Annotated in this window: 23 protein-coding genes; all 23 read right to left on the bottom strand. The window is 48.9% G+C overall.

The annotated features are described in order from the left end of the window. Positions 1 to 7: 7 nt before the first annotated feature. Positions 8 to 817 carry a conjugal transfer protein TraF gene (gene traF / locus DFR44_RS09180; protein WP_162845227.1) on the bottom strand — a complete coding sequence of 270 codons (810 nt, stop codon included), beginning with the start codon at positions 815 to 817 and terminating at the stop codon, positions 8 to 10. A gap of 20 nt (positions 818 to 837) precedes the next feature. Continuing rightward, positions 838 to 1263, bottom strand: a complete 426-nt coding sequence (locus tag DFR44_RS09175) for a hypothetical protein (RefSeq protein ID WP_133621277.1) — start codon at positions 1261 to 1263, stop codon at positions 838 to 840. Next, on the bottom strand, positions 1250 to 2818 hold the full coding sequence (gene traN, locus DFR44_RS09170) for a conjugal transfer protein TraN (RefSeq protein WP_170175395.1): 1569 nt from the start codon (positions 2816 to 2818) through the stop codon (positions 1250 to 1252). The genes DFR44_RS09175 and traN overlap by 14 nt, the downstream gene beginning before the upstream one ends. Beyond that, entirely contained in the window at positions 2818 to 3999 is a 1182-nt protein-coding gene (locus DFR44_RS09165; protein ID WP_133621275.1) for a hypothetical protein, read from the bottom strand. Before DFR44_RS09165 ends, traN begins: the two co-directional genes overlap by 1 nt. Continuing rightward, positions 3996 to 4745 carry a type-F conjugative transfer system pilin assembly protein TrbC gene (gene trbC / locus DFR44_RS09160; RefSeq protein WP_133621274.1) on the bottom strand — a complete coding sequence of 250 codons (750 nt, stop codon included), beginning with the start codon at positions 4743 to 4745 and terminating at the stop codon, positions 3996 to 3998. Before trbC ends, DFR44_RS09165 begins: the two co-directional genes overlap by 4 nt. A gap of 20 nt (positions 4746 to 4765) precedes the next feature. Then, positions 4766 to 5158, bottom strand: coding sequence for an HNH endonuclease (locus tag DFR44_RS09155; RefSeq protein ID WP_133621273.1), 393 nt, complete (start codon positions 5156 to 5158; stop codon positions 4766 to 4768). Positions 5159 to 5173: 15 nt separating this feature from the next. Next, positions 5174 to 6289 (bottom strand): TraU family protein, encoded by a 1116-nt coding sequence (locus DFR44_RS09150; protein ID WP_211336928.1) that lies wholly within the window; start codon positions 6287 to 6289, stop codon positions 5174 to 5176. Then, complete coding sequence (traW, locus tag DFR44_RS09145; protein ID WP_133621272.1) at positions 6286 to 6963, bottom strand: type-F conjugative transfer system protein TraW; 678 nt, start codon at positions 6961 to 6963, stop codon at positions 6286 to 6288. The genes DFR44_RS09150 and traW overlap by 4 nt, the downstream gene beginning before the upstream one ends. 12 nt (positions 6964 to 6975) lie before the next feature. Continuing rightward, complete coding sequence (locus tag DFR44_RS09140) at positions 6976 to 7536, bottom strand: S26 family signal peptidase (RefSeq protein ID WP_133621271.1); 561 nt, start codon at positions 7534 to 7536, stop codon at positions 6976 to 6978. Positions 7537 to 7555: 19 nt separating this feature from the next. Continuing rightward, positions 7556 to 8101 (bottom strand): hypothetical protein, encoded by a 546-nt coding sequence (locus tag DFR44_RS09135; RefSeq protein ID WP_133621270.1) that lies wholly within the window; start codon positions 8099 to 8101, stop codon positions 7556 to 7558. A 74-nt stretch (positions 8102 to 8175) separates the two neighbouring features. Then, positions 8176 to 10746, bottom strand: a complete 2571-nt coding sequence (gene traC, locus DFR44_RS09130; RefSeq protein ID WP_133621269.1) for a type IV secretion system protein TraC — start codon at positions 10744 to 10746, stop codon at positions 8176 to 8178. A gap of 10 nt (positions 10747 to 10756) precedes the next feature. Continuing rightward, a complete protein-coding gene (locus tag DFR44_RS09125; RefSeq protein WP_162845226.1) occupies positions 10757 to 11311 on the bottom strand; it encodes a TraV family lipoprotein in 555 nt (184 codons plus the stop codon). Next, on the bottom strand, positions 11308 to 12051 hold the full coding sequence (locus tag DFR44_RS09120) for a DsbC family protein (protein ID WP_211336927.1): 744 nt from the start codon (positions 12049 to 12051) through the stop codon (positions 11308 to 11310). The genes DFR44_RS09125 and DFR44_RS09120 overlap by 4 nt, the downstream gene beginning before the upstream one ends. Beyond that, entirely contained in the window at positions 12048 to 13406 is a 1359-nt protein-coding gene (locus tag DFR44_RS09115; RefSeq protein WP_133621267.1) for a TraB/TrbI/VirB10 family type IV secretion system protein, read from the bottom strand. The genes DFR44_RS09120 and DFR44_RS09115 overlap by 4 nt, the downstream gene beginning before the upstream one ends. Positions 13407 to 13423: 17 nt before the next feature. Next, on the bottom strand, positions 13424 to 13765 hold the full coding sequence (locus DFR44_RS09110) for a hypothetical protein (RefSeq protein WP_133621266.1): 342 nt from the start codon (positions 13763 to 13765) through the stop codon (positions 13424 to 13426). Then, on the bottom strand, positions 13762 to 14490 hold the full coding sequence (locus DFR44_RS09105) for a TraK domain-containing protein (RefSeq protein WP_162845225.1): 729 nt from the start codon (positions 14488 to 14490) through the stop codon (positions 13762 to 13764). Before DFR44_RS09105 ends, DFR44_RS09110 begins: the two co-directional genes overlap by 4 nt. Positions 14491 to 14498: 8 nt before the next feature. Beyond that, a complete protein-coding gene (gene traE / locus DFR44_RS09100; protein WP_133621264.1) occupies positions 14499 to 15203 on the bottom strand; it encodes a type IV conjugative transfer system protein TraE in 705 nt (234 codons plus the stop codon). Beyond that, the gene (locus DFR44_RS09095) at positions 15200 to 15733 is read right to left on the bottom strand and encodes a hypothetical protein (protein ID WP_133621263.1); all 534 of its coding nucleotides are present in this window, start codon (positions 15731 to 15733) and stop codon (positions 15200 to 15202) included. Before DFR44_RS09095 ends, traE begins: the two co-directional genes overlap by 4 nt. Positions 15734 to 15786: 53 nt before the next feature. Continuing rightward, entirely contained in the window at positions 15787 to 16083 is a 297-nt protein-coding gene (traL, locus tag DFR44_RS09090; protein WP_133621262.1) for a type IV conjugative transfer system protein TraL, read from the bottom strand. 66 nt (positions 16084 to 16149) lie between these two features. Then, the gene (gene traA / locus DFR44_RS09085; RefSeq protein ID WP_133621261.1) at positions 16150 to 16512 is read right to left on the bottom strand and encodes a TraA family conjugative transfer protein; all 363 of its coding nucleotides are present in this window, start codon (positions 16510 to 16512) and stop codon (positions 16150 to 16152) included. Positions 16513 to 16561: 49 nt separating this feature from the next. After that, complete coding sequence (locus DFR44_RS09080) at positions 16562 to 17197, bottom strand: OmpA family protein (RefSeq protein ID WP_162845224.1); 636 nt, start codon at positions 17195 to 17197, stop codon at positions 16562 to 16564. Further along, a complete protein-coding gene (locus DFR44_RS09075; protein ID WP_133621259.1) occupies positions 17173 to 17610 on the bottom strand; it encodes a lytic transglycosylase domain-containing protein in 438 nt (145 codons plus the stop codon). The genes DFR44_RS09080 and DFR44_RS09075 overlap by 25 nt, the downstream gene beginning before the upstream one ends. 588 nt (positions 17611 to 18198) lie before the next feature. Then, positions 18199 to 18393: hypothetical protein (locus DFR44_RS11575; protein ID WP_211336926.1), on the bottom strand; the 195-nt coding region annotated here is incomplete at its 5' end.

Below are 18393 nucleotides of genomic sequence, written 5' to 3'. Positions count from 1 at the left end.
TCCCCCTTTAAAATGATGTGCCAGGTTCTTTAAGCAAGGCAATAAAACGTGTTTCCAGCTCGGTGATGGACATCACACCACTGCCGATTGGCAAATAACGCCTGTTGCGCGTGTCGGCCAAGAACAATGTTGGTGTGACGGTCACGCCCAGTGCTTGCGAGATGCCGTTGTCAGGCACGGTTTCTTGTTCGAAGCCCTCGATCGTGCCGCCATCTAAAGTCACCACCATCACGCTTAAGCCGTAAGTGTCTTGAAACTGCTTGAGAATCGGTGCAAACGTATGGCAATAGGTGCAATCGCCCCGAATAAAGAACAATAAGCCTTGGGTTTGCGCAATATTGGCCATGATTTCTTTGGTGCGGGCATCCTTGTCATTGTCATAGGCTTTAATGGCCAGATTGTCCGATGGGCGATGGGTTTGGCTGTAATCGAGTTCAGGGTTTTGCCAAATGGTCCGTCGCCATACGTCGGTGAACTTGGCCGCACGGTCCATCATCGCTTCTTGCTTGGCGATATAGTCTTTGAGGTTGTCCTGTGTCGGATTCATCAAGGCCAATGCGCGGGCCATTTTGACGCTCTGTTGCAACGCCTCCATCGCCTGCACCGCTTGTTCACCCGTTTGCGGTGCTTCATTGGCTTGCTTTTTGGGCTTATTGGCATCGGGATAGAACAAGTACGGCCGATCACTGTCAGACAAGGCCCGTGAATCGTACCAAGCCGTGCTCGACGACTCGTCGGCATCATTCGCCTGTGCGTGCACCCAGGTGAGTGCGCTTAAGCACACCAGGACAGCGCCTAAAATACATTTCTTTAACATCGACATCTCCTTGAGCTGTTTTAATTGTTCTTTGAACACGCTTTAATCTCCTGGGTCGCTGCCTCCGACGTGATGTTCGGATGCTCCAAGTCTTTAAAGGTGATTTTGACTTTAGGGCAACCATCCACCTGTTCTTGCATCAATACGGCATAGACGTGCATGTCGACCTTAGAACCCATTTTTTGAGACATGTCCTTGACGATTTGCCCCGTGAACTGCCCTTCTGCCTTGCCATAGGTCGCGGCCAGTGCCACCAAGCCGCGCACATCGCCCTCGGGCAAAGGCACGATACCTTGTGCCAACTTGAGCAATTCCGCTTCATGCGGCCGCGCTTTGGTCGATTGACTGTGCGCTACGGTGATGACCGCCAACGTGCTGACGGCCGCCAAAGCCACGGTGGTGATGAATCGCTTGTTCAATTCAGGGGTTGGGTTAGGGTGTGTCATAGTAAGTTCCTTGCGTTGCGGGTGCGGACGGCTGATTCAACTGATTGAGTTGTTGGTCCGCTTTGTTTTGAGCGTCATTGGTCAACTTCGAGAAATCGGGCAAGGTGAACTCAATGTCATTGGCAAACTCGGTTAAGTCCATTTGGCCAAAGTCGATTTTCTCGAGGTCTTCGGGTTTGAAACCATTGCATGTGGGATGTTCAGGGTCTTTACCGTAATCCATGCCAAGTTGTGCCTTGCCCTGCTGATTGATGATGCGGGCGAGTTTGGACACAAAACAGCAATAGGTTTGGGTCTTTTCAATGCACGCGCCGACGATTTTGTTGGAACAAAAGCTGCCGACCGACACACACAGGCCTGCTTGCTTTTTAAGGACGGTTTTCTTGTCCTCCATGTCGCACGCCAAGAACTGCATAATGAAGTAGATGGCCACGGCCGCTGCAAACAACACAGGGTTAAATGTCAGCGCCATCGAGCCATTGGCCCCGACAGCGGTACCCACACCATAGGTGGATACGGATGCTGTTGTCACGGTGGAACCGACCAGACCCGCCATAGTTGTACTGGCACTCGTCGTTAGAACGGTGAAGGTGTAGCCACTGGCCAATTCACCCAAGGCATACTCAGCCGCGTATTGAATCGCCGCGTCGCGCCAAGCGTGTGAATCGCCTTTGGCTTTGCAACAGTCGCCACCCAACGCGCCACCGAGCTTGACGGTACAACGTGAATCATCGCCCTTGAAGAACTCAAGCGAGCTTTCATCAAAGTATTTGGCAAACTCTCGTGCACCCTCCATGCCCGCCATGACATTGGCAAAGTCTTTGTCTTTGCACGAATCCGAGGCACTACTGGTGCCCTCACGGGTTTTACAGGTGTAGATGTTTTCGCCTGTCTGACATTCGCCATTGACCCAATTAATACATTGACTGGTTTTAAACGTACATTTGTCGTTCAATTCGGTGTCGTCGCACGTCGTGTTCGGTTGTTTGGACAAGCATTGGTAGGCTTCTTCGTTCTCCCAGCATGGGAAACTGACCTCAACACCATTGATGGTTTTAGTGGCAAAGCCTGCGGTGCACGTCGTTGTCTGCAAGGCACAACCACTCAATTGACTTTTACTGGCTTCACACGCACTTTCATCAAAGTGGCTGGTGATTTCATGGGTCGGGGCCTGCTCCGTAATTCCTGCAGGTAAGTTGCCGCCATTGGCCAGTTTGATGTCTTTGTCGCAACTGTATTGTTTTGAGTAGCGAATACATTCGCCCGTGATTAAGCTCGTTTCAAGGCAAGTAGAGCTGTTTTGGCCACAACCGCTGGTGCCACTCAACGGTGCGCAACTGCTGGTGCCACCCGTGGTGGTGCATTGATACGTGTCTTGCCACGCCCAACAGTCTTTATAGACATTAATGCCGTTGATGTTGCGGGTTTGCGCCCCTTGGGTGCAGACTGAACCCGTGCGTTTGCATTCGGCCGCCATCGCCGTCAACGGACTGGTGAGGTTCACCAACAGGGTGAACAGCACGAAGCCATGCGTGAGTCGTTTCCAAAGGCTCATCATCGGCTCCTTTGCTCATATGACGTGCAGTTGTTCTCTAGCGATTCACTGCATGACTGATTGCAGGTGGCGGCTGCACGTTTGTACTCAATGACCATGATGTAGTTGTAGTTACGAGAGTCATTCGACCATAGCTGCATCGTGTTCGTACCAGGCTTTAACTGACTGGCATTGTTCAGCATCCCCCAAAAGTTTTGGCCGATAGACACCGCAGGCCCCCAATTGCTGTAGTTAACAAACCCTGGATACACACCGATGGCTGCGGTGTCTCGATTGTTGCGGGTATCATTCAAAGTGCGGTTTGATGAAATGACCTTGATGTATTCCATATTTGATTTGTTACCAATGGTGATGGTCGCCGCCGCATATCGGCCACCTACTGTACTGCCCTGAATCGTCACTTGTGTCACACCGCCGCCCATTTGTTGGGTAGTGATGTTCATTGGGTGAACAAATTGGCTAAATTGCGTGATGCTGACATCGGACAAGGCCACACAGTCATTGATGCAGTTGACGTGCAACACCTTGCTACACGCCCCAGTGCTGTTGACCGCACTGCTGTCTTGGCACAGGTAGTTAAAATGCGGCTTGACCTCAACCACCAGCGGGGCTTTACACAAGAAGTTCTCTGAACCCTTGTAAAACGTGCATTTGCGTTCTTCATATGTCGCAGGTGTACTGATGGTGGTCGGTGAACACGCGCCACTGGGCAAATTGCCGAATGAACCGTCTGAATTGGTCGGCACAATCCATTTGTACTTCTCTAATGTATCGCGCGGGTCGTTGGTTATCGGGCGATTGCCTGCAATAATGGGGTCTTTGTTGGTCACCGTGATGTTGGGGCGTACTTTGCGGTTCTTCATCACAAAGTTGACGCTCTCACAGTCTTGACGGTCGTAAATATTGGGTTTGGCGGGATTGACCGCACAGCCTGAGATTTTGTTGCTACCAGGGTCTGTCGGCAACACATCGCCACCGCCATACAACGATTCATTGGCGTTTTGGTCGGTGTATTTGGGCACGGCTTGGGCAGGATCACCCTTTTGGATGTTATCCAATGCCCCTTGGCTCAAGCCCGACATGCTGTTGACCGCATCCGTCACAGACGTTTGCGCCCATGCTTGCCCTGCGATGAACAACATCACCGCAACCCGTCGAAGTGACTGGCCCCATCCGCTCATTCAATCGCCTCCAGCTTCGATAACACCGCTTGAGCCGATGCCGTCAATGGATTGTTTGGGGTACGGCTCATGCGTTCGAGCACTGAGCGCAATGATGCGTCACCCATACCCGTCAGGTGGTTTTGGCAAGACGAGTTCAAATCACCGCACCCTTCTAAACTCGAACCTGGCTTCACTAAAACATACGTCGGTACTTGAGTCACATTGAACGCTTTGAACAGTTCAGGGTGAATCTGTACCTGCGCCCCTAAATTGGTCAGTGGGTTTAAGGCATCGACCGTTTGCTTGAGTGAGTCACCGACAAAGCCGCGCAACACCATTGTGCCGTGCACCTTGGCCACTTCAGTGGCAATGCGCTTCAAGCTCGCTTCAGGCATTGAAAACGACACAAACACCAATACATTGGTGCCCTCGAGCATGGTTGGATCGATGTCTTCGGCGTAAGTGCGTTTGGCACGCGCAGCGACCGCCAATGGGTCAATCAATTCAGGTGAAGCCGCCACTTGACCTTGTTGTTCAGGCAGGGTCGGTACACGCGACTGAACATCGGACACATCGACCTTGATGCTGGGTTCGTCAATCGTCGGGGCTTTGGGCGCGACCTGTTGCAATATCGATTGCGCCCGTTCTTGGCCTGTTTTGAGGTTCACGTCGTTTAGATTCGGTTGAGCCGCAACCGCGACACATGCGATGATGCTGGTCAATAGGACAGCTTTTTTAAGTTTGTTTGAATTGATGAGATTCATTTGATTGGCCTTTTCTAAAATTAATTTCTGTTTGAACGCTCAAAATAGAAAACAATTTTTGCGCCTGTTTCAACTAATAGTCCGAAGCGCTTTGCATGTCTGTATGTACTACTGTCCCTATTCAGTTCGTTGATTTTCCCTTCAAGCGTTCGTCGCCAATCATCTAATGACTCATGGTTCGATTTATTGATGTTGCAAGGTGCGCACGAGGGAAAATAATTATCAAAAGTATCGTTTTCAGGTCTAAGCACTCGACCTGTAGGAATAAATTTTCCATTTACAAAGTCACTAACTCGCTTAATTGCCTTAACGTGATCTGCATGCCAACGGTCTGCTAGAGTTTGTCCGCAGTAAGCACATTTGCCATCAAACATGTTTCTTACTTGCTCACGTTGCTTTTTTGAAAGAGCCATATCAATACCAGTTCATCAATTGTATTTGTAAGCCGCGCAACAGTCGCGTTTGCGGAAGATTTGGTAGGCGAAGTCTTGACCCTTGTAGGGGAATGACTTGCCGATGTCACGAACCAACGTGGTGCGCCCAATCGGTTCACAGCACTTGCCATTAGTTTTACGGGCAGGAATCGGGTAAGTCATCGCCATTTTGTATTGGCGTTTATCCATAAGCGGTTGCAACCTGAACCCGCACAGCCCTGCTTTGCCTGTGGCGGTGTGCGCCACAAAGTCGCGGTGCATTTTGGTTTGAATCCGCGCCACCATCAGTTTGGCCGCTTGCACGGGACTGACTTGATTCGAAATGAACCCTGTAAACGGGTACACCGAACCATGACAACCCGCACACCAAAACAATTTCTCACTGGGGAATCCCATATTCGCTTTGATGCAGTCGGCCGCGCACACCGCTTGCGCGATGGGATTGGCAAACAAGGCCGCATCAGGGGCTTGTAGCATGGCCAATTCAGGCGATTTCCATGTCGGGTCCAATTCGGTCATCCAACCGATGTCCATCGTGCCTTTGTCCAGGCAATAATCGTCACCTAAAATCACCTGCAACCAGTAAATGACAGGGTTCTTGTACCAATGGGCTTGATAGAACGATGCGGTTGAACCACCACCCATGCTTGCTTTGGTGTTGTCTTCTTTGTGTGAACCACCGAACCACTTGGCCAATGAGTCATTGCTGCTGACTTTATCGTTAAAGGTCTTGCCCCAATTCAAGCCGCCCAGGCTCACCATACAAAACGGATGACGAACGGTCTCAATCAGGTGAGTTGGCTCCCAAAACGACAACTGCACGCCTACGCGTGTGGGGTTTGAGCAGGCACAGAGCATTTTCTTATCACTGCCCATCGAATCGTAATCCTCCTGACCCATCGCCATGAGCGTATAGCCGCCACCGATTTTGATGGGCAGGACGCACGACCAGCAAATATCGGTAATCGGGTTGACGAATTTGCCTTGGCAGGTCAAATCCTTGGCCTTTTGCACGCCGTTGGCGATGGTTTGCGCCATCGTCGGCGTGGCGAACACCACCAACAACATCATCAAACAGCGCAACCACAACGAGTTCAGACGGGTTCTCATGGTTTGATTTCCTCGATGCGCATCAGTTTGCCCTCCTGAGCCACCAATGCAGGCACGGCCGTGATGCTCATGCGTTGGGTCATTTTGCCCATTTGGTCGAAATACACCGCTTGTTGCATTTCATTCGACAAGTCCACCCAACTGCCCGCCGTCAGGATGGGCGTGAAATCAGCGCCATACTGAACGGCCAGCTTCTTGGCCATGTCGACTTGCGCACGGTCGCGCCCGTCAAAGAAGAACAGCTTCTTGTGAACAGGCATCACATCCAGTGGATTGACCTTGGTGCCTTTGGCGGCCATGACGTGCCCTGCATCGTCATACAAATCCTCGGGCAAGACCCATGTGGGGTCAAAGTAACGCACCGCGTTTTGGGTGACGGTCACAATGCCCTCAATCGGCTGTGGCTCAAGAATATGGCCCTCGATGTTGGCTTTGATTTGGTTGGACATGCGCTCCAGCTCACCCGATTGTTGTAACGCATTTAAGCGGTTTTGAATCGCGACCAATGCGTCGGTTTCAGTGATGGGGTACGTGCGACCCATTAAGTCAGTCGCCAGTGCAGGCGCAGCGGTTGCAGGCTCGATTGATTGTGCTTGAGCCAACGACCACACGCCCGCTGTCACGGCCAACGCCAGTGCGCTGTATTGAATGAAATGTCGAGTACGATGGTTCATGTCTGCCCCCCATTAAAACAACATGTACGCACGACCCGCGACATCGCGCGTGTCGCCAAATCCTGCCATTTGATAGCGGCTGTCAAAGCTATCAGGGTGCTCACCGATATAAAAGAACTTGTACGGTGGAATCACACCTTGAAACGAGTTGACCGCCAAGGGCTTGCCCGCCAAACTGTATTCTTTCGCCACGGCCACAGAGACACCGTTGATGAAGATTTCGCGCCCTTTAACGCTCACCACGTCGCCCTCAACACCGACCACTTTCTTGGTGAACAAGACACCATGAATGAAGTGTTCGCCGTGGTATGAGAACTTGTACACTTCACCCTTGACCAACTCCTTGTCCATTCGGTTCACAACATACAAGTGACCAGGCATGGAATGCCCCTCATTAATTGAGAACGTGAACATGCTGCTCCACAGCATCAGTACGAATGTAATCATGATGGGCTTTGGAATGAACAAACATAAGCGTAACCACCACTTTTGGTCGTTATTGAACTCCTTAGACCGATTGATGATGTCTAAAATCGGCTCTGCTTTCAGTTTGGGTGTATTCTCAGTACTCATGCGATACTTTCAATAGGGTTTAATTGGTCGGTACACCGATGCGGTCGGCGGGGACTGCTGGCGCACTGGGTGCCACTTGCGGGGCTGCAACAGGTGCCACGGGTGCAGCAACAGGCTGCAAGTTCATGCGTTCAATCGCTTGAGCGGTGTAGTCAGGCAAACGTTTCGATTGAGTATTGAGTGTGGCCGCTTTGACAATCAATACGCATTGGCACTCATCGCCTGTTTTGTTGATGACTTCCTGCAAGTTGCGCATGTTGTATTCAAAGCTGTTGCGAGCGGCTTGCTGCTGCGCTTCAGACGCATTGAGGTTCTCAACAATGGTCTGACGGGCTTGATTCTCAATGAGTGAGGTGATTTTCTGAACATCGAGCAAGCCGAACTTGGTCGGCTTCGGTGCAATGTAGAAGTGATATAACACCACGCTCATTAAGCTCATTGCAAAGCACAGTACAATGGCCGCGACCAATGAAATGCCGACGTGTTCATTCATCATGTCGTTTGCGTCATCCATGACGGTTTTTGGGGTCTCAACAACTTGAGGGTCTTGTTGGGTGTTGTCCATGTTTGTCCTTTTGATATGTTTGGATTGAGCCAAATAGAGGCTTGAGGGTTTGGTTCAGTGGTTTTTGCGTTTAATCAATGCTCAATGCCTGCCGCCGCTCGGTCTTGCATCACGGCATCCAAGGCTTCTGAAATACTCATGCCTTGCTTTTGTTTGAGGCGCAACGCTTCAAAGTCAGACGCTTTGGTACTCGACATCAAGTGGTTGTATGGGTCAGAGTACAAGCGCCCAATGCCTGAGCCTTCGGCGTAATACATCCAAATCTCAGAGAACACGCCCTGCACCGTTTGCAATGACCGAATGTCCGCTTGTTCACTCTCACCGAGTTTGAGCTTGTCGGCCAACTCAACCACCGTTTGTTCCTTGCCGCGCAAGGCAAACACCCAGTCCGAGTTTTGCAAAGCGGCTTGAGCCGCTAACGACAACGAGTAGTCAACCGCGTTTTGTGTGGCCGTGATGAATGAGCCGTCATACTTACGAATCTTGCGATAACCTTCATTAATGAACTTGGCCGCATCGGTACCGCCCTCGAGCAAGTCCCATGCTTCGTCAATCATGCAGAACTTACGACGCTCGCGGGTTTCATACATTTTCTGGGTGATGAGGTACAGCACCAGCTTGATGATGACTTTCTGTAAATCAGGCTTGTTGGACAAATCGTCCATCTCCAACACCACCAGCTCGCTGTCAAACTTCAAGTTCGATTGACCGTTAAACCAACGGCCGTAGACACCCGCCGTGGTGAAACTGAACATTTGCGTGCCCAAACGATTAATCTCAGGGTCCAATTGGCCGTGGTCGTTTTTGTAGTGAATCAAGGCTTCGGCCATGTCGTCCATGTTCGCTTGATTGCCCTTTTCAACCCACAATTTCGTGATGATTTTCTCGACCACAGAGCCTTGGTACTCATTCAGGCCTGTATTCGGTGCGGCCATCGTGCTGATAATCAGCTTGAGCATTTCGCGGTCTTCATTGATGTCGACCACCATGTCGAATGGCGCCAGTACCAAGCTCGATTCGGTATTAAATTCGATGTATTGACCGCCAATGAATTGGCACAAGGCTTTATATGAACGGCCTTTATCAATGATGTAGCCGTGCGCGCCTGAACCCAACAGGTTTCGCGCCAGTTCATTCAAAAAGAATGACTTGCCTGAACCCGATGCGCCGACCACGGCCGCGTTGTAGTTACCCGATGGGTTTGAGAACAGGTCCAAAGCCATCGCTTCACCATTGCGACCAAATAAACCAATCAGCGGGCGGCCAATGCCCGTCCACTCGCCCATCATCGGCGACAAATTGACGGCATTGAGCATGGTTTTAGTGGTGAATCGTTTGGTTTGCTCCAATCCACCGATGAAGTCCTCATCCAACGCCATCGGCATTGCGCTTAGTAGCGATTGCTTTTGTAAGTAGATGTCCTGTACCAACTCAAAGCCACTGGCACGCCAAATCGCAAGGGCCGTGTTTTCAGAAGCGATGATATTGTCGGGATGATCCAACAACACCAATTGGTTAAAGCATTTAACAGGCCCGCCTGTGTTTTCGTTATAGGATGCTTGCAACATCCCCCAGTCGCGGGCTTTCTCGGCAATTTCAGGCAAGAATGCGGCCAACGGTTGCGATGAACGTTGAGTGGCGCGCGCGGCTTTTAAAATCGTGGCCGATTTGACTTTCTCGTAATCGCCCTTGACCATGTTCATGACCAAGTAAAACGGGCACGGGTAATTGAGCATGGTTTTCTTCTCATCGCCAATCAAACGGCGCATGCCGTTGATGTTAAATGGGCGATTGCTCGGGTAGGTTTTAACCGAGTACGTGCGCATGGTCACGGGGTTATTCGTGCGTTTAAAACCGAATTGAGCGCCCTCTCCGCTGTCAAAGAAACGCAGAAACGTATTGCGGTGAATCATTTGGTCGCGCAATGGGGTCATCTCATCGACCTCATCGACCATATGTTCGTCTTCACCGTACAACAATCGCCCTGGATTGAGTAAGTCACGGTTCCATGCCAATAAATCATTCGGCCGCCAAGATGAACGAAACAGATTGGCACTGGATAATGTCGATATGATTTGTTGGCGCACCGTACTGGCGTGCTCCATGTCCGATGGGTTATTGCTGTCGATGCCATTCAAATTGACCGACACAATCACCCTGAAATGGCGCAAACGGATGGGAAAGCCCTTAAACACGTTCTTTTGTGTCGCATCCTTCCAAAACTTGGTGCGCTTTTGCCCCAATGTGGTAAACAATCGACCCAAAGGCGTGTCGCCACGGCTCGATTGAATCGCTTCATAGGCGTTTAAGAACTTATTGATGTTCGGGCTGCCAAACGTGATGACTTGAACCCCTGAATGGTCGGGTAACAATTGAAACAGCGATAGAATAATCGACAGTTCTTCTTCACTCGCGCCCAACATCGGATTGAGTTCAACCACAAAGCCCACGCCCACGTCCTTGTGCTTGTGACCGTCCACGCAGTCGAGATGAAACAGTTGATGTGTTTCATCCCATGCGCCGATATTCAGTCGGTCAGAAAAGTGCATGAATCGCGGATCCATCGGGTCTTGCTCATACGCCTCGGGCACCGCTTCAGGGTCTTGATCACCACCAAAAATGAAGTTTTTAATGTGTTTTAACATGACAACTCAATTAAGGTAAATCCACAGGTGGTGGAATGAGGTTGGGTTTGGCGTTCAACGGACTGGGGTCAGTCGTGCGGTCCACCGATGCGGGTGCTTTAAAGCCCATGTCAGGCAATTGCGCATCATTGGCCTTTTGCACCGACTTCTCTGCACCGTCAGCACCCAATAAACGTATCGTTGGACGATAGTCATCAACAATGTTTTCTAAGTTGTGGGCAATCTGCCAACGGCTCTCGCGCAAGGTCAAATACATATACGATTGGTCGCGCAAGTCGCCGTCCTTGTCTTCCCAAGGGGCCACCCACACGCGCATCACTTGTTCAGGCGTGCGCACGGGCATCCCTGAGAACGGTGTGCGGCGAATGCCGCCGTTGTCCGCCAAGGGTGCATTTGGGTCAACTCCACCACCGTTGACGTGCATATAGGTTTCGCTGATGCTTTTACAGCCTGCGCTTACTGAATCACCCAGTTTGCAATTGAATGTCTTTTTAGAGTCCAGGCCTGTGGCTGAACATGCGACGAGTAACAAGGCACTCATGCCCACAATCATTGGCTTTATCATTTGGCTTGCCCTTTCAACCATTGTTCCAATTCAGCACGCGGCATCGCCCCTGCTGAGACCGTGCCATCGGCGCGAATCAGTGTCGGTGTGCCCGATGCCCCGAGCTTGCCGCCCAATTCAACATTCTTGTCGATGGGATGCGCACAATCGCCCGTATTGGTTGGTGCAATGCCGTCGAGCATTAAGTCTTGCCACGCCTGAGCAGGTTGTTTGGCACACCAAATCTGTTTGGCTAAACCTTTGGCTTTGGGATGCAAGCTGTCCAGTGGATACAAAAACACGTATTGCGTGTAGTTATCCATGCGCGTCAGGGTGTTTTCTAACTGCTTGCAGTACGGGCATTCAGGGTCTGAGAACACGGCAAACACCTGTTTGCCGTTGCCTTTCTTGATTTTGATGGCTTGCTCCAATGGCAAGTCTTTAAAATTGAGCTTATTGGCCTCGTCTTTTGGGACAGCAGTGAGGTCAGTTTGGCTTTGCATGTCAAACAAGTGACCGAACATGAAGTAACGACCGCTTTCGTCGACATAACCGACGTTCTTGCCCATCGTGACTTGATACACGCCTGCAATCGGCGTGTTTTTGATGTCTTTAAACGGCGTTGCGGGGTAACGCTTTTGTAAGTTCGCCGTCACTGTATCCACCGCCGTCCATTGTTCGGCTTGCGCGCGCGCCGTACCACACAACATGAAGCCCACCGTCATCACCAGTGCGGCCCCCTTTTTAATGTTCAACTTCATTTGTCATCTCCATCAGGGTCAATTTGAAAGCCTTTGAGCAGAACGATGTCAACTTGACGACCCGCATTGACCTCAATCACAGGGAATACCTTGTCGGCCAGCTTCACGTAGTAATTGGCCAGTCGGTCAAACGCATTGCCGACACCTGTACCCAATGCGTTTTGTACCTGCTTGCCCGTGCTCACCGAACTCACAGTGCCCAAACCATTATTGGATGTGATATTGGCCGCTGAACTAAAGCCTTGACCGATACCGCCCAATAAACCTGCAATCATGGCGTTCTTAATGGCTGCACCTTGCTTGGACACCAAACGACCCAAGACACCCGTCTTGCCGTCGTCACCTGCGATATACCCTTTAATGGGTATATCAATTGCGCGACCATCGACACCGACGCAAGACAGTTGCTCGGTGCGAATCATCGCGCGTTCAGAACTCAAGTCGCCATAACCCGTACCCGTCACAAAACATTTCTTAAAGTTGCTGCGAAATGAATTGGGCAGTTGTGCCATCTGTGTGACTTGCATCAACACAGGGTGCGGATTGGCGGTTGAACTCTCACCACCAGTCGGGGCATCAAGTCCACCTAAGAGTACCGCCCGAAAAAACGTACCCGTAGGAACATAGGACTTTTGCGCCCGAAACTTTCCCGAAGAATTCATCGCTTGGCTCTGATTTCTTCGAATGACTGTGACATCACCACCGTCCTCAGTAACGACGATGTTGGGTCGAATGCCTTTAATGTATGCTGTTGTGCCTGAATCGCCTGGTTGCAATATGCCCACCGTCGTACCAGGTTTAGTCGGCAATCCCGTGACGGGATTAATGCCTGGCACATTGCTGTTACCGCCGTCAAATCGAATGGTCTCGATTTTGGATTCAGTCGGAGCCGCACCCAAGCCATTGGGTCCCTTGGCTGTCGGGACGGGCAACATGTTCGCGGGCGGCGGTGGCAATGAACGGTCAGCACCTGGAATGGCGTTTTTAGACTCATTCAAGGCATTGCCCTTTTGCATGTCTCGCATCATCAATTCAAGTTGAGACAGACGCTGCTCTTGTGTGTCCATGTCTGCACCAATTGTGCGTTGCGTGATGGCGGGGCCATCCAATATTTGCGTCGGTTGGTTCAAGTCGGTTGTGATGACTTTGGGTTGTTTGGCCTGTACCTGTGTTTCTTGGGCGGTTCTTTCTTCTTCGTTCTTCTTTGTCTTCCATGCACCAAAGAAGCTCGCTCCACCAATTGCTGCCGCAACCGTGGCTGCAATAAAATATTGTCGCTTACGGGCCTTGGTCATCGGCCCTTTGGGTTTCTTAGGTGCGTTGCCTTGGTTACGTTTAAAGCTTGGTAATTTCATGGCTTCGATTCATTTCTTTAATTTAAATGTTTCTTTACTGATTCTTCGGTCTTTGACTTTTGCAACTCACGCATCATTTGTTCTAATTGATTAATGCGCTGCTCTACGGCATCCACATCCGCAGCCGTGGAACGTTTATTGATGTCTGGTTCATTCAATATTTGCGTTGGCGTGTTCAACTCAGCATTAATCACATAACATTCTCTGCTACTCTTAAACGCAGCAAGGAAAATGCCTACAGTCAATCCCATCAAGACCATTGCTGCAATGAGATATTGTCGTTTGCGCTCCTTGCTAATTGGCGCTCTGTAAGGCTTGGGAACGTTGCGCTTTTGACATTTAAAGCACGGTCGCTTCATGGCTGTACCCCACTGACCACATATACAGTGGTCGATTCATCAGGAGCCAATACCAGTCGTTCAATGGCAACGGCAGTGACGTTTTTCTTGAAGAACTCAGGTTCTTCAAGCACCATTTGTGCATTGCTGATATTGGTTAAGGTGTATTCATAGCCCGTGAGCGAACCATCTGAGCATGTGCGTCGCTTAATCAGCATCGCTTCATTCCAAAATGGCACGTTCTCGCCATTGATTTGGCAAGTCAGTTCGTTATCATCCGAACCCGCGTGATGGCTCAAGGCATACATGAAGCGCTTTTGGCTGGCCATATAGCTTTCTGAAGCACGCTCCATTGCGCGTAGTTGTTCACGACGTTCGCGTTGCAGGTTTTGAGTGTCTTGAACACTTTCACGAATCACGATTGAATCGGCCGACTTAGCGATGGGCTTTAAAGTCAACAAATAGGTTTTGCCCGCTTTACTGCTCACAAATACACTGATAGGCTTGTTGACTTTGGGCAGGATGTACCACTCATTGCTGGCCTCATCCTTTTTAGAATCCAGCTCGTCCTTGATGGTTTGGATGCTTTGAATGCGACCGCCCTCAATCGTTAAGCGGGTAAAGTCGGTTTTAGATATATCAACGTGCGCATTCTCTGTTTCACTGCTCACGTATTGCACCGCTTGAGCCGTTAGGCTTGCGCACAATACAAAAGCGGCCGCCAGTCGTTTAATCGTTATAAACATGGTTATCCTCATTTGGGTGAGTTGCTGGCCGCATCAGGTGCAGGCTGAACAGCTCTAGGTTTATCGTCAACGTTTTGATTGGTCTTTTTGCCTGATTTCGGGTCAACCGCAGTTGATTCGTCAGGATTGACGACTAAGGACTTCTCTAATTGCAAGCCTTGTACGTCTTTAATCGACGACACCATCAACTTATTGCCGTCGTATTTGAATGAGATGGCGACTTCACGTTGGTTGGTCTGTACGATTTTGTCGCCCTGAGTCGCTGTGAATACCCCTTTAATCGTCACCGATTGATGTTCTTCACTGGCCCCAACACTCGTTGGTGTGAAATAAGTGGCAATATTCGTTTGTTTAATGACGTTATCTGAGCGTGCCAATTCTTTGTCGAGCGCAGAATAAGCATCGCTGCTCACATAGCTGAGAAGTAAGTTGTGTCGGTTTGATGCCGATGCGGGCGTGACGTTGTACATCAGTTGTGCGATATACACGCCCATTTGATTAAGGTATTCGGTGGACACTTTGTCGCCATCGACCCAAAAGGTTTTATTGACCGACGCGGGTACAACCACTGTTCGCACGCGGTCGGATACCATGAGAATACGCAATGACAGCACAAACACGATCACTATCAATGCGCCAATAATCATGACATCACGTTGTTTGGCAAACTGCTTGTCTTTGATATTGTTTTTATATTCATTTAAATTCATCATTCACCCTTTCCTTTGAATGGCGTTTGATTAAACAGTTTCAAACCGAGTGTTTCAAAATCAGTGGCCGTCTTTCTGACACGAATGCCAATGATTCTTGACACCCAAAACTCAAACGTAATGTTCTTAAGGGCTATTTGTTGTGATTCATAAAATGACTTGAGCAATATGAGCAACCCAACATCAATCACATCATGTGTATGTGGGACTTCACACATGGTGCAGTAACCCGTATCCCAAAGTTCTGATTTACATAAATGTTCTTCCGTGACAAAGTGCTTGTCATCGGGTAATTCGGTTGTGTCGTACAGTGAACAGACAAACTCAAAATAGTCGGAATGCCTCAAAGCCTTATAACAGTAGATGTGCTGATACTTGAGCATGTTCCTTGCTGAGATTTCTCTCATTTTCTTAATCATGCGGCGAAAACCTGCTTCCTCAGAATCAAATTTTTCGTATTGAATATTCAAAGTATCCGATTTCAATTTAAAGTGCTTATTTTGTATTTCCAGCTCTCGGATACGTTTGTGCATTTTTAAAACCAAACATATACCTGCAATGACACACAACACAGTAAATGTTAAATTCATCCTAAAAACTCCCGCTCACTACTGTCGCCCAAACGTACTGATTTAGATGACAACGGTAAATGCCAAAACCCGCCGTGAATTAAAAACCATGCGTTTTTACTGCCCTTGAGTTTCTGCCACAAATGAGCAAACCCAAATCCGATTAGCGTGCAGTAAATAATCATGTTCGCCATGATGCCAATGACAAACATCAACATAATGATGAATGCTTGGTCGAAGTCCCAAAAGAAGACCTTCATTGGGTCATCGAGCTTTGTGACGAGCATCAATTGTTTTGAGTCATAAGCGGACATGTTTTAGCCTTTGTGTATTCCATCCAAACAGGGCAAGTTACCCTGCCCCGTTGGATGAGATTTCAATTAGATGATTGCGGTCATCATGCCGTCGACCACGCTTGGTCCTACGGTCAAAGCCAACGCAAATGCAATACCCATTGCTGCGGGCATGATCGTGCTTTTGGCCATACCGATACCTGCACCCATCAAGACTGATGCAATCGCAATTGCACGACCCAAATAACCAGTCGTCCAGCCTTTAATCATGGTGTAGGTACTTTGGAACTCAGCACCGTCAGTAGATGCAACGGCTAAACCAGTTACAGCCATCAGACCGACACCAACTGCTGTTTTCTTAGTAAATAATGATTTAACGTAAGTAACAGATGATTTAACGTAAGTTACAGATTTGGCAAATACGCTTTTTAAAGTTTTAAAGAACTTCATTTTTACTTCCTTTTTGTTTGCCCCTTTCGAGGCGGTTGCTTTCGGGCTCTTATTTGCCAAAGTAGCTGATGTCTACGACGCGCAACGCTTGGCGCTCTGCATCACTACTGTTGGCTGTTACCCCAGCGTTCAAACAGCATGGGGGGTTATATTCGATGACAAACTTGGCTTTGTTCACGCCACGTTTGGTAAGGTATTGCTTGACGGACATCGCGCGATTCAATGCCAGTCGGCGGTTATAAGTTGAATTGACACCGCCCACAGGGTCGGTATACGCCCGCAAACGAATCGAACCTTGCTTTTTAAGCGTCGGTACTAACGTTTGCAGTTGCTTTTGTTCGTAAGGCGATAATGTCGACTTAGCGAATGCAAAATGAACTTGCAGTGCCACGGCATCGGCTTGGATGGGTTCAACGGCTTTAGGTACGACAGCGGGTGCTTTCTCGCGCACAACCAATGATTTGGGTGTGCGCACTGGGCATGCGTTTTCATTGACGCACGTCACATATGGTTTTTTGAAAGTCGCTTGTTGCTCCACGCCATAAGAAAAGTACGCATCCGCGCCTTGACCTTTAACGAGGGTTTTAGGTGTTGGTTGCATGCCATCGCTGGCTTGCCCCACTCCACTGAGCAATCCAAGTCCAATGACTAAACAGCCTGTTACATGCTTTTGAGTTGTTGCCATGTTTGCCATACCTTTGTTGTGTACTTTTGTCGTGCTTTAGCGCACTCCATGCCTTTGAGTTTGATGCAAGCCGCGTTATATGCGCCCACTGCATTCCAATTGCGTCCTTTGGTGGCGAACTCATTGGCTAAAATCCATGCCCCCACCATCACGTTGGTGCACGGGTTCCAAACATCAGCTTCTGTGAGTCCAAACCGTTTGCGCAAAATAGGCAACCAGCTCCGATTAATGCCCATCAAGCCGATGTCTTGTGTTCTGCTTTCGATGTTCGGCCGCAAACTTGATTCAGTCTGCGCCACTGCTTGTAACAATTGCGCATCAATGCCATAGCGTTGCCCTGCTTGTACAAAGCAAAACGAATGCGCTGTCGCTGGCAATAGGCAAATTGTTAAAACAAGGATGAAATGCTTCATGACCGTTCACTGATTTTTTAAGTGAACGAAATATGCTGGATGTCGAATATTTTTTCTAGTCATTCCTAGTAAAAACTTTTTACTAGGAATCTATTGACGGATTGAAACAGTCAAATTATAATTTAAGGTTTTTCATCAGCTATAACCGCTCTTAATCGGCATAAAATGCAACGTAATGTATAAATAATGACGCTCATTTATTACATGTGAATAGAATCTAAAATTTATTATGATTTACGTGTTTACTGCATGAAAAAAGAATAAAGAGAAAACCGCAGATTGCGGCCCTGTTGGATTCTGAAAATAATTTGAAAATTTAATCAAATATTTTAATTTTTGCCGAAAAAATTCAAATCCTGTAAAGAGTCTTTACAAGAATCAGCCCTCAAATCCTGTAAAGGGGCTTTACAAGAATCAGCCCTCAAATCCTGTAAACGGGGTTTACAAGCATCGACCTTAAAATCCTGTAAAGGGGCTTTACAAGAATCGACCCTCAAAATCCTGTTAAGAGTCTTAACAAACACCAGCCGTTAAATTTTGACAAGACTCTTGTCAAACACCAGCCCTCAAAAATCCTGTAAACACTGTTTACAAGAATCGCTCTAAAATTCTTGGAAAGGGGCTTTCCAAACATCCCCCTCTATTTCTTGGTAAGGGGCTTTCCAAACATTGCTCCTCAAATTCTTGGAAAGGGGCTTTCCAAACATTGCCCTCAAATTCTTGGAAAGGGGCTTTCCAAACATTGCTCCTCAAATTCTTGGAAAGGGGCTTTCCAAACATTGC

The organism is Hydromonas duriensis (assembly GCF_004363775.1).
In the GTDB taxonomy this organism is placed as follows: Bacteria; Pseudomonadota; Gammaproteobacteria; order Burkholderiales; family Burkholderiaceae; genus Hydromonas; species Hydromonas duriensis.
The sequence above is the reverse complement of the archived record's forward strand: the minus strand, read 5'-3'. Positions and strand labels throughout refer to the sequence as shown.

Coding starts and splice junctions, on each gene's coding strand:
- traL (WP_133621262.1), bottom strand. CDS start 16,083: ATGTCCGCTTATGACTCAAAACAATTGATGCTCGTCACAAAGCTCGAT.
- DFR44_RS09165 (WP_133621275.1), bottom strand. CDS start 3,999: ATGAGCGGATGGGGCCAGTCACTTCGACGGGTTGCGGTGATGTTGTTC.
- DFR44_RS09120 (WP_211336927.1), bottom strand. CDS start 12,051: ATGAAGTTGAACATTAAAAAGGGGGCCGCACTGGTGATGACGGTGGGC.
- DFR44_RS09080 (WP_162845224.1), bottom strand. CDS start 17,197: ATGGCAACAACTCAAAAGCATGTAACAGGCTGTTTAGTCATTGGACTT.
- DFR44_RS09175 (WP_133621277.1), bottom strand. CDS start 1,263: ATGACACACCCTAACCCAACCCCTGAATTGAACAAGCGATTCATCACC.
- DFR44_RS09140 (WP_133621271.1), bottom strand. CDS start 7,536: ATGAGTACTGAGAATACACCCAAACTGAAAGCAGAGCCGATTTTAGAC.
- DFR44_RS09105 (WP_162845225.1), bottom strand. CDS start 14,490: ATGTTTATAACGATTAAACGACTGGCGGCCGCTTTTGTATTGTGCGCA.
- traA (WP_133621261.1), bottom strand. CDS start 16,512: ATGAAGTTCTTTAAAACTTTAAAAAGCGTATTTGCCAAATCTGTAACT.
- trbC (WP_133621274.1), bottom strand. CDS start 4,745: ATGAATCTCATCAATTCAAACAAACTTAAAAAAGCTGTCCTATTGACC.
- traC (WP_133621269.1), bottom strand. CDS start 10,746: ATGTTAAAACACATTAAAAACTTCATTTTTGGTGGTGATCAAGACCCT.
- traF (WP_162845227.1), bottom strand. CDS start 817: ATGTTAAAGAAATGTATTTTAGGCGCTGTCCTGGTGTGCTTAAGCGCA.
- traE (WP_133621264.1), bottom strand. CDS start 15,203: ATGATGAATTTAAATGAATATAAAAACAATATCAAAGACAAGCAGTTT.
- DFR44_RS09150 (WP_211336928.1), bottom strand. CDS start 6,289: ATGAGAACCCGTCTGAACTCGTTGTGGTTGCGCTGTTTGATGATGTTG.
- traW (WP_133621272.1), bottom strand. CDS start 6,963: ATGAACCATCGTACTCGACATTTCATTCAATACAGCGCACTGGCGTTG.
- DFR44_RS09110 (WP_133621266.1), bottom strand. CDS start 13,765: ATGAAGCGACCGTGCTTTAAATGTCAAAAGCGCAACGTTCCCAAGCCT.
- DFR44_RS09155 (WP_133621273.1), bottom strand. CDS start 5,158: ATGGCTCTTTCAAAAAAGCAACGTGAGCAAGTAAGAAACATGTTTGAT.
- DFR44_RS09095 (WP_133621263.1), bottom strand. CDS start 15,733: ATGCACAAACGTATCCGAGAGCTGGAAATACAAAATAAGCACTTTAAA.
- DFR44_RS09075 (WP_133621259.1), bottom strand. CDS start 17,610: ATGAAGCATTTCATCCTTGTTTTAACAATTTGCCTATTGCCAGCGACA.
- DFR44_RS09135 (WP_133621270.1), bottom strand. CDS start 8,101: ATGGACAACACCCAACAAGACCCTCAAGTTGTTGAGACCCCAAAAACC.
- DFR44_RS09115 (WP_133621267.1), bottom strand. CDS start 13,406: ATGAAATTACCAAGCTTTAAACGTAACCAAGGCAACGCACCTAAGAAA.
- DFR44_RS09125 (WP_162845226.1), bottom strand. CDS start 11,311: ATGATAAAGCCAATGATTGTGGGCATGAGTGCCTTGTTACTCGTCGCA.
- traN (WP_170175395.1), bottom strand. CDS start 2,818: ATGAGCCTTTGGAAACGACTCACGCATGGCTTCGTGCTGTTCACCCTG.